The following is an 8,618-nucleotide window of genomic DNA, read 5'->3' on the forward strand; positions in this document are numbered from 1 at the left end:
CACTAAATGTGAAGGTAAAGCTCGCCTACGTTCTTCATGACTATGTGTGTCTGCGATCGCTTGAGAGATTGCCTCTTTTGGGATAGCTGTTTCTAAGGCTTTGAGTACCGTACCGGATTCGATCACTAGTGAGATCAACGAAAATTCTTTGAGTTGCATTCTTACTCAGTACACTCAAGGTCTAACCCTCAGTCTAACTGCTTTTGGGCTTAACCGAACCGTATTGGGATGCCAAGTGTACGCCACTCGGTTAGCTTTGCGGCATTAAAGCCTTGCTGCATAAGCATTTGAGCTAGTTTTGAAGGTTCCAGGTTTGCGCTCTCTAATGCTTTGATGATTGCCATATCACTCACCCCAGCTAGTCGTGCAGTGGCTTTGATACTTGCTTTACCATGACCATCGGAGTCAACTTCAATCTCTTGAGATATTTGTTCGATGATTTGTGCGATTTCAATTTGTGACATAACTTTAGTTGTGTGATTAGAGAAAATTAAACATTTACTCGCACCAAACTTTTTTCACCAACCAGTGAGAAACGATTAGATATAGTCCGTGATTGAGTTAAGGTTGGCGATACCAATTCAACAAGGTAAAACCAAGAATTATTCACCAGCCCAATCCCCAAAATCAGCCGTTGTTTTGTTCCCTTATCGTGAGAACAGAGCATCACTCTTTCGCCCAAAACAAAAGCAGGTTTTTGCACGTTGAGGGTTTCTAATTCTCCAGTCCCGATGATTTGGTTTTGTGTAGCGTGGAGTATTTCTTTTCCACAATCAATTGAATAAAGCCAAGTTTCATGTTTCCACTGAATACCGCAGCAGTAGCCGAATGTTTTAGTAGTTCTGAGGTATACTCTCTCCAGTAAATTGACCTCAACGGGTGGAATTGTTTGACCCCAAGATGGAGAGAGATACCAGCTTGTTTCAAGGGCAGTAATTAACTCAATCATGCGTTTTTCTGTTGTTGGGATAAAATTTGTTTGAGTCGCTCAAAAATTAGTGCAGCACATTGGGGAACAATGGCATTGCCCAGAGCCATCAACTGTTGTTTGTGTTGTCTTCTAATGCTTTGGTATTGTGCATAGAGTTGGCGATATTCTCGTTGGCAATCTGGCGTAAGCGCTGCAATTTCAGTACGAGTGAGCCTACTGAAGCCGGGGACTGTGGCAGCACACAGCCAATTTGTAAGTCCTGTGTGGGTAAGTAAACATTCGTCCAACCTTGTGGAAAGCCCATCATTGTCTCCACTAGGTGTACATTGAGCGCACGAGAACAACAAACTCCGGCTGCCACATCGGTGAGGCAGTGCGGTCTTGGGGTTTCCCCTCTTTGGACAACTGCCGTGAGTTTGGGATAGCGCTGTTTGTTCAACTGGTTGGGGCTGCCATCTCTCCAATCGCTGGCTGTGGGAGTGGGCATCATCACCGCCGCCGACAGATGCAGGGTTTGCCCTGCTTTGTGTGTACTGACTCCAGGATGTATCCCGTCCTGAGCTTTGGGAGTCGGTAGCAATAATCCAGATACGTTGGCGCAAGTGGACGGCTCCCACCTTTGCTGCCGAAACAATTCCCCATTGGACATCGAACCCCATCTGGGCAAACTCCCAGAGTACCGAACGGAAAAATCCACTTCCCTCAGCAGTAAGCAGTCCGGGTACGTTTTCCACAATTGCCCATTTTGGTCGAATATCGCAAATGATTCTAAAGAACTCTCCGAACAGGTTGCGCGAGTCAATGGACGCAAGGCGTTTTCCGGCGAGGCTAAAGGGAGGGCAAGGGAGTCCGGCGATGATGCCGTCAATTTCTCTAACTCCGACTCCTGCCAAAGACTTAACTGTAATATCATGAATGTCCGAGATAATTGGAATTTGTGGAAAGCGCAGATTTAGAACTTGTTGGCAGTAAGAGTTAATCTCGCAAAAAGCCACTGTTTGAAAACCGCCGCTAATCAGATGACCAAGGGTAAAGCCGCCAATGCCAGAACAAAGGTCAAGGACTTTTTGAGTTTTAAGGGGAGTGATTTGCTTGGTCATGCTTTCCTCCCTAACAAGTAATTAATTGCTTCTGGATTAAGAGAGGTAATACGTTTTTTAATTGATTGTGGTGGATGGTCAAGGAATTGTTTGAGATGCCATCTCCGAATTTGGTAATGTCTGGCAGAGCGTTTTGTAGCTTTAAGCCATCCTCGCTTTACCCATCTAGCTACAGTTGATAAATTCAATTGAAGAACTTGAGCAATTTCTTTACAAGAATAGTTATCAAGAGTGGGACGGGCTGAATAACCTAAGCTATTTAACTTCAGATAAATTGCAACTGGTGTGCGATAGAATCCTCGTCTTTTTAAGCTAGAGGCTATTTGCTTGACTGTATAGACTTCAGCTTTAGCCTCAATAATTGCGAGTTCTTCATCAGTCCATTTGATATTCATAATGTCACCTCTGATATTGATGCAGAAATAGAATATGTGCCAGCTTGTTCTTGTACAATTCGAGCGCTGATAGATTCAAAGTCAACTTGAAAAATGTTCATCTCAGCCTGCATTCCCCCAGTGTTGTAGTGGTCTACGATTTGCTGCTTGATTGTGGATTAATTCAGCCCATCAGGGATATCGATGTGAGCTTCACTGATGATTTTTAAGGGCTACTGTGACAATGACCTTTATGGTTTTTATTCCTATCTGATTAATTCAGGATTCAGAAATAAAATTTCTTCTGAATCCTGTATGATTATTTACACTGCTTCGGCTTTTGCAGTTTGCACTTGTTGCATCCATGCGTTGATTGCTGTTAACTCATCCGCACCGTTAGCAACAGCGTCAACAACCTGATTTTGATAAGAAGACTCAGTATGATTGGAATACTCGCACTTGTCTGCTGCCCAAGCCAAACACATTGTTTTTACCAGTTCATTAATCTTGGTAATATGAAGTAGACTTGGACGGTCAACATCCTGAAATTGCAACCATTCTTTGACTAAATCAAGGGGATAATCAAGCAAGGTACGAATATTTTTTACACGTAAATCTTGAGGATGTACAGCTTGAGGAACTACACTAAGTTTTGGTGTGGCTGGAATAGTTGGGGAATTGCCACTTAATAAAATTTGAATGTCACGAATGATAGTTGCCCAATCAGCATTTTTATTCCATTCTCTTTCAATTCTGCTTTTACTTACTGCATCATATAGATTACAGAAAACCGTATTTTGTTCACCAGCAGTAGCAGCAATAATCAGTGGTTTAGAAAAGTCCTGGACCCCTGATGCAGCAAGAAGGAAGCTTTTGGCGAAATTGGTTTCAACACCAGTTCTTATGATGTAAAGTTCATCAGCACTGACAACAATATCCAGCTTCAGATTGTCCTTGTTTTTGAATTCTTTAGTAGTTAATCGCAGTGATGATAAATACCCAGCTAATGCTCTTTGGGTAACAGGGATTTTCTTCTCCTGGCTGATATTAAACTTGTACCAAACGAAAGATTCACCATCTACTTCCCCCTGGTTGACATAGAGATAAATTGGCTCAGGAGGATTGCATAAACCTAGTTTGATTTCAGTAGCCATGTTTCACCTCGGTTAAAGTTTCACTGATTGGTGTTCTATGTGCGAAAATGGAAATTCTGTAGCGTCAAGTAACTTCCCGTAGTTGCAATCGTCTGAATAGTGATTACATTCAGACGATTGCTTTTGTACTAATCAGAAGGCTGTTGATTCCGGTCTAACTCCCATTGCAGATAAGTAAGTGCGGTTTGAGCATCAGCAATGTTTAAATCAGGTTGATATCCCTCGTCCAACAGTTGTCTGTAGTGTGGATGCGTAGCAATAAGGGATATCAGATTTTGGGCTTGTTCAAGTAATTGGCAGAGATTAGGATTAGACATTTCTATCCCCAGCCTGGAACATAAATCAAGAGCTTTAACCCCGATAATTCCTGGCTCAATCTCCGTTTCCAACTCTTCAAGCAGAGATTTAAAATTTGGCTGAGAATCGTTGATTTCAATCTCAATCAAATCTGCGCTTTGTGTAACTACAGTTACCCAATCGGGTAAAGTTTGTGGAATGGTCTTCGCGTAAAGTTTCATGATTGTGTCCTCTGGGATTAATAACCTAAAAATCCTCGGCAATTTCCAACAAAAAGCCGCGTCCAGTGTTCTGCACTTGCACCAGTTCTTTATCCAGCAGTGTTTGAATCACTGAATCGGAAAATTGAAATTGCAGCCGATGCAATGGAACACAACCGCCACAAAGCCGAATCGAACGCAGCAAATGATTAGCTCTACGGTCAAAATTGTCTGTAGAATTAGCCATTGGTACTACCTCCAGTGATGGCTAGTAACTGTTGTTGCAGAATTGCTATTTGACTTTGATAAAACTCAATCTCTGCGCGTATCTGCGAGAGTAGTTCTTCAGGGGAAAGTGGTTTAATTTGATTTTCCTGAAAGTGGAACAATTCGTCAGAGTTTCTATGAGGCATCACGGCATAACGCCAGCCATCACCAAATTGTTCAGCTAATTCAGTAGCATTCGGGTAGTAATAAAGCCCCAGAATGATGCCGTCTTTAGTACGTTGATTCAAAGCAAAGCGAGGGTAGCCCCAGTGTTGGGGAATTGATATTGTGGGTTGCATAGATAAATTGCTGTTAGTGAGGATGGGTTGGGCGATTGCTCTCTGTAGAAGTGCGATCGCCCTTGTGTGTGAATTACGCCGCCACTAGCTGCAAGTACGGCTCATATTCCCGTAACTGTTCCCATTCATCAGGGGTCAGTTCATCAAATGGGCGATCTAGCAACTGCTGTAATTCGTTGGTCGTTAGCTGTTCTAATGGGCGATATTGCAAATATTCCTGAGATGGTTCAGCCTGGAGTACGACATCTACCATCGACAGCCACCACACGGCATCCAGCGCCGAGTCACAGGGGATGCGCTGCTGTGTTTCATCTGCGGCGCGTGTAAACCACCAGCCGCCGTCAGTCTGGCCGACTTTGCCCAGCTTGCGTAGCTTGCCGCCTTCGGCATCGCCGTTATATATGCCGTCGTCGAGGATGTCGAACCCGAACTTTTCACATTCAGTGAAAATCTGCACCATGATTTCGTTACCAGTGGTGCAAACTTCTTCTGGTAACTGCTCTTGCACAGGTAACGTGCCTTGCTGGTACTGCTGCTTGATATATTCGTAGCAAAGCGCGGGTGTAATGTCTCGGTAAATCTCTTGGGCGTTAATCATCACCCGCCAGTATAAATCTTCGTAGTTGTCGTGGTCGTAGCTGATACTGGCTACCAGATAACTATCAGTATGATAATCACCAATATGTACTTCTTGGTCGTAATACGAGATTTCTAAAAATGTCAGTTCTTGTAGTGGAATTGGTGGCGTGTTGAGTGTGCCGTCCTTGTAATGCCACTGGATGAAGCGATGGCATCTTGCCCAGGTGTTTGCTCGAAACTTCTCTACACCCTCCACCATGACTACCCAGCGTTGGGTTAAGTGGTTGTCGTCATAGCTGATGCTGGCTATCAGTTTGTCACCAGCGTAATATTCGTGATGGTAAAAAGATATTTCTACTGGTGTCAGTGGTTCAGGGGCGTTCGCCCTTGGCGTTGGTGCAAGGGCGATTGCTTCCAAAGTTTCGTAGGCTGTGGGCGTCGCCTTTTGTTATATCTATATACTCGCATTTTTAGATAATAGTGTCAATATGCGTATTCGCACTTTTAAGGTATAGTATCTATTATGAGAATATGGAGGTATGGCAGTGCAAAATCGAATCAAAAAATTTATCGAAGAGAAAGGCATCAGCCGATATAAGTTCTGGCAAGACACTAAGCTTGGCAGAGACACCGCTTATCGCCTATGCAATGACCCCAACTACATACCTACAGGCAGTGTATTAGATAAAATTTGCACTACTTATAGAGTTCAGCCGGGAGAATTTCTGCTTTGGCTTCCTGACGACGAACCATCCTTTGAAGCGATGGCGGACAGCCAAATATTTGAAACCGAGGAAGTGCTGAACATTAATAAACACTCTCGCAACCAATCAACAGATCAAGTTGGTAGAGTAGTGTTGCCATTTGAAAGGAAGTCAGCATGAGCGTGTTATCTCAAAAGCCTTTACAGCTTTTGATGATTAATTCTGCCACTGTTAATTATTGTGTTTATCTCCATGTATTCTTCAAGAAGTGATGTCTGGTATTGGTGCAGCCTTGAGGAACTACCTACCACGTTCAGAATCATCTGCCATTGGTTCAAAGCAAATACCATTGAGCCAATAGGGTGGAATCATGCCTAAACCACCTTCTAATCGCAAAAAAGCCACCTCTGCCGTATCGAGTAACAGCACATCAACAGATGACCTTGTAGAAGAGAATATCTCTCCTCAAGAAGACCCAGGTTCAGCAACAATTACGGTTACTGCTGTCGAAATTCCAGAGTTGACAGAGGAGGAGCAAAGCGATCGCTTGCACTTGGAAAGAAAAGTGGAGAAAGCGGTTTTTGAAGCAGGGAAGGCGCTGATGGAATTGCGCGATCGCAGGCTTTACCGTTCCACCCACAGCACTTTTGAGGAGTATTGCAAAGACAGGTTTGGATTTGAGCGCCGTCATCCTTACAGATTAATCGAAGCGGCTGCTGTGGTAGATAACCTCATGCAAATATGTTTCAGCGAGACACAAACAGAAAGTGAATCGAACGAACAGCAATTGCGTCCCATTGGGACACAAATTCTGCCCACGAGCGAGCGCCAAGTCCGACCCATGACAAAGCTTGAACCCCAGGAACAGCAAGAAGTGTGGCTAAGAGCAGTAGAACTTGCTGGTGGGAAAGTGCCGACTGGTAGGATTGTGAAAGACGTTGTGCAAAAAATAATGGAGAGAACCAAAGTACCAAATACCTACCAGTTGGGTGAAGTGTGCACCGCCCATGTAGACAGCTTCCCTATAGACCTCCCCCTAGAACCGAACATCCGGGAACCAAACCGCAAAAGCGCAACCTACAGACAAATCTTCGACTCACTGACTACTCAACCCGAAAAATTCTTTGCTCGCCACAGTGGAATCGTACTGTGTGCCAATAAAGTTAAACCAAGCAAAACCTCACTTGAACTGGAGATATTAGAAGCCTCGGAGGGGGGCAGCGATGGCATTATCAACGGTGGCCACACAGTTTTAGGATTTGAACAAGCTAAAAACTATAACAGGACTTACGCAACTGTCACAAGCAATGGCGCGGTGTAACCGCGCCGCGCGCCAAACAACTACGCGATAAACATGGGAACAGCCGGACGTTTTAGTTGCTGAACTAAATAATTTGATAACAATCCATGCTTAATTTGATAGATTGTTTGACCAGTTTTATAAGCTAAATCTTTGAGCCTAAGCCAGACTAAAATAGCGCAGGAAATATGATTTCTTTGAATCCGACCCTTACGGCATTGACATGATTCAATACCAGTCAATTGCTTTAATTCTCTATGAAACTCCTCAACCTGTAATCGTTCCTTACACGCTTGTTGTACAACGTCCGTAGAATCTTGAGATAAATCGTTTGTAGCGATAAAATCCGTTCTGTCGGTAGAGACAGTTACCCGAAACAGTTTCACTTTTTTGGCGGCTGGGAACTTTTTTATTTTAACTATTTTACCCCATTTCAACTCCTCGCTATTCCAGGATAACAATTCAATTCTTTTATAATCTTCTTGCCCTTCCGTATCATCAACAAGTCGATTACGTTTCAGAGGGCAATAATAATATTTCCCTAACCCATCAATATATAACATCAATTTATTTGTCGCATACCAAGTATCCATCAACACGGCAAGAAAATGGTAAAGCTTTATGATACACAAGGTTTTGCAGCATTTCCATCACATGGTAAGCCAGTCCTGAAGGCGGGTTTCCCGCCGTAGGGAACTGGCGCACCCGTAAGGGTCTATCTTTGTTTTTCCATCTCTGTCTGGGTCATAAATACGATAGTCAACTACCCAAAATTTTCCGAGTTCATGATTTACATATACACAATTTACTAGCCCAATCCCTTGAATTACACCATGCTCGTTGCCACTATATTGCCGTTTAGTTGTTTCTATTTCTACTGCATACCTTTTATCTAGTACTGTATCATCAAAAACTAGATATGCGCTATTACTCACTTGGATGATATCTTTAACATTATCCCAAAGCAAGCGTGGTGTTAACTTTTCATTTTTGAGATAGCGGTTAATTTTATCATGACTGATCTGCTCTAAATGGTCTGCCAAATTTGTGACAGTATAATTAATCTGACTACTTAACAAGTACCTAATTGTTAAGTTTAGTAAATCTCATAAACTACAGGATTTATTTTAGGTATCCTCAACTAATTTTCTCATGATTTGAAGAATACTTAACACAGCCAATTACTGTTACTAATTTCAGCAATTACCTCTGGGTAAGCCACTTTTATATAGTACATAAATACTATTAAATAGCGATCGCACTGTGCCAGTTGCGTAAGTCCTGTATAAATATGGTTTAGCGCATCTTCATACAGAATTGGTATTAAAACTTACGCATTGACAAGAAATGCCAAATATGGATAAGTTTAAAAACCACATCTTTCGTAAGGGCAAAGCATTGCTGTGCCTCTAC

At 42.9% G+C, this 8,618-nt stretch carries 11 protein-coding genes and 2 pseudogenes; 2 read left to right on the forward strand and 11 right to left on the reverse strand.

Annotated features, from left to right (window positions below; all coding sequences use genetic code 11):
• Positions 1-209 precede the first annotated feature (209 nt).
• The 9 genes from LC574_RS14165 to LC574_RS14205 form a co-directional block, all read right to left on the reverse strand.
• A complete protein-coding gene (locus LC574_RS14165) occupies positions 210-464 on the reverse strand; it encodes a hypothetical protein (protein WP_229454111.1) in 255 nt (84 codons plus the stop codon).
• 26 nt (positions 465-490) lie between these two features.
• Positions 491-949 (reverse strand): DUF1392 domain-containing protein, encoded by a 459-nt coding sequence (locus tag LC574_RS14170; protein ID WP_229454112.1) that lies wholly within the window; start codon positions 947-949, stop codon positions 491-493.
• Positions 946-2,031, reverse strand: a complete 1,086-nt coding sequence (locus LC574_RS14175) for a DNA cytosine methyltransferase (RefSeq protein ID WP_229454113.1) — start codon at positions 2,029-2,031, stop codon at positions 946-948. Before LC574_RS14175 ends, LC574_RS14170 begins: the two co-directional genes overlap by 4 nt.
• Entirely contained in the window at positions 2,028-2,426 is a 399-nt protein-coding gene (locus tag LC574_RS14180) for a helix-turn-helix domain-containing protein (RefSeq protein ID WP_229454114.1), read from the reverse strand. The genes LC574_RS14175 and LC574_RS14180 overlap by 4 nt, the downstream gene beginning before the upstream one ends.
• Positions 2,427-2,728: 302 nt before the next feature.
• A complete protein-coding gene (locus LC574_RS14185) occupies positions 2,729-3,559 on the reverse strand; it encodes a hypothetical protein (protein ID WP_229454115.1) in 831 nt (276 codons plus the stop codon).
• Between the two features lie 128 nt (positions 3,560-3,687).
• Complete coding sequence (locus LC574_RS14190) at positions 3,688-4,077, reverse strand: hypothetical protein (protein WP_229454116.1); 390 nt, start codon at positions 4,075-4,077, stop codon at positions 3,688-3,690.
• Between the two features lie 25 nt (positions 4,078-4,102).
• Entirely contained in the window at positions 4,103-4,303 is a 201-nt protein-coding gene (locus LC574_RS14195; protein ID WP_229454117.1) for a hypothetical protein, read from the reverse strand.
• Entirely contained in the window at positions 4,296-4,622 is a 327-nt protein-coding gene (locus tag LC574_RS14200; protein WP_229454118.1) for a hypothetical protein, read from the reverse strand. The genes LC574_RS14195 and LC574_RS14200 overlap by 8 nt, the downstream gene beginning before the upstream one ends.
• A 73-nt stretch (positions 4,623-4,695) precedes the next feature.
• The gene (locus tag LC574_RS14205; protein WP_229454119.1) at positions 4,696-5,619 is read right to left on the reverse strand and encodes a hypothetical protein; all 924 of its coding nucleotides are present in this window, start codon (positions 5,617-5,619) and stop codon (positions 4,696-4,698) included.
• A 127-nt stretch (positions 5,620-5,746) separates the two neighbouring features.
• Here LC574_RS14205 and LC574_RS14210 point away from each other — a divergent pair, with 127 nt between their 5' ends.
• Entirely contained in the window at positions 5,747-6,085 is a 339-nt protein-coding gene (locus tag LC574_RS14210) for a helix-turn-helix transcriptional regulator (RefSeq protein ID WP_229454120.1), read from the forward strand.
• A gap of 20 nt (positions 6,086-6,105) precedes the next feature.
• Here the strand turns inward: LC574_RS14210 and LC574_RS14215 are convergent, their stop codons facing one another.
• Positions 6,106-6,255, reverse strand: coding sequence for a hypothetical protein (locus LC574_RS14215; RefSeq protein WP_229454121.1), 150 nt, complete (start codon positions 6,253-6,255; stop codon positions 6,106-6,108).
• Between the two features lie 602 nt (positions 6,256-6,857).
• Here LC574_RS14215 and LC574_RS39035 point away from each other — a divergent pair.
• A pseudogene (locus LC574_RS39035) lies at positions 6,858-7,184 on the forward strand (AIPR family protein); the annotation flags it as partial.
• Positions 7,185-7,246: 62 nt separating this feature from the next.
• Here the strand turns inward: LC574_RS39035 and LC574_RS14225 are convergent.
• Positions 7,247-8,293 (reverse strand): annotated as a pseudogene (locus LC574_RS14225) (transposase).
• Positions 8,294-8,618: the final 325 nt, after the last annotated feature.

This window comes from Nostoc sp. CHAB 5715 (genome assembly GCF_020829685.1).
Classification (GTDB): domain Bacteria; phylum Cyanobacteriota; class Cyanobacteriia; order Cyanobacteriales; family Nostocaceae; genus Nostoc.

Bases quoted from the DNA above. Each gene is read 5' to 3' on its own strand.
- LC574_RS14215 (WP_229454121.1), bottom strand. From the start codon at position 6,255: ATGGTATTTGCTTTGAACCAATGGCAGATGATTCTGAACGTGGTAGGT.
- LC574_RS14195 (WP_229454117.1), bottom strand. From the start codon at position 4,303: ATGGCTAATTCTACAGACAATTTTGACCGTAGAGCTAATCATTTGCTG.
- LC574_RS14170 (WP_229454112.1), bottom strand. From the start codon at position 949: ATGATTGAGTTAATTACTGCCCTTGAAACAAGCTGGTATCTCTCTCCA.
- LC574_RS14180 (WP_229454114.1), bottom strand. From the start codon at position 2,426: ATGAATATCAAATGGACTGATGAAGAACTCGCAATTATTGAGGCTAAA.
- LC574_RS14165 (WP_229454111.1), bottom strand. From the start codon at position 464: ATGTCACAAATTGAAATCGCACAAATCATCGAACAAATATCTCAAGAG.
- LC574_RS14185 (WP_229454115.1), bottom strand. From the start codon at position 3,559: ATGGCTACTGAAATCAAACTAGGTTTATGCAATCCTCCTGAGCCAATT.
- LC574_RS14200 (WP_229454118.1), bottom strand. From the start codon at position 4,622: ATGCAACCCACAATATCAATTCCCCAACACTGGGGCTACCCTCGCTTT.
- LC574_RS14190 (WP_229454116.1), bottom strand. From the start codon at position 4,077: ATGAAACTTTACGCGAAGACCATTCCACAAACTTTACCCGATTGGGTA.
- LC574_RS14175 (WP_229454113.1), bottom strand. From the start codon at position 2,031: ATGACCAAGCAAATCACTCCCCTTAAAACTCAAAAAGTCCTTGACCTT.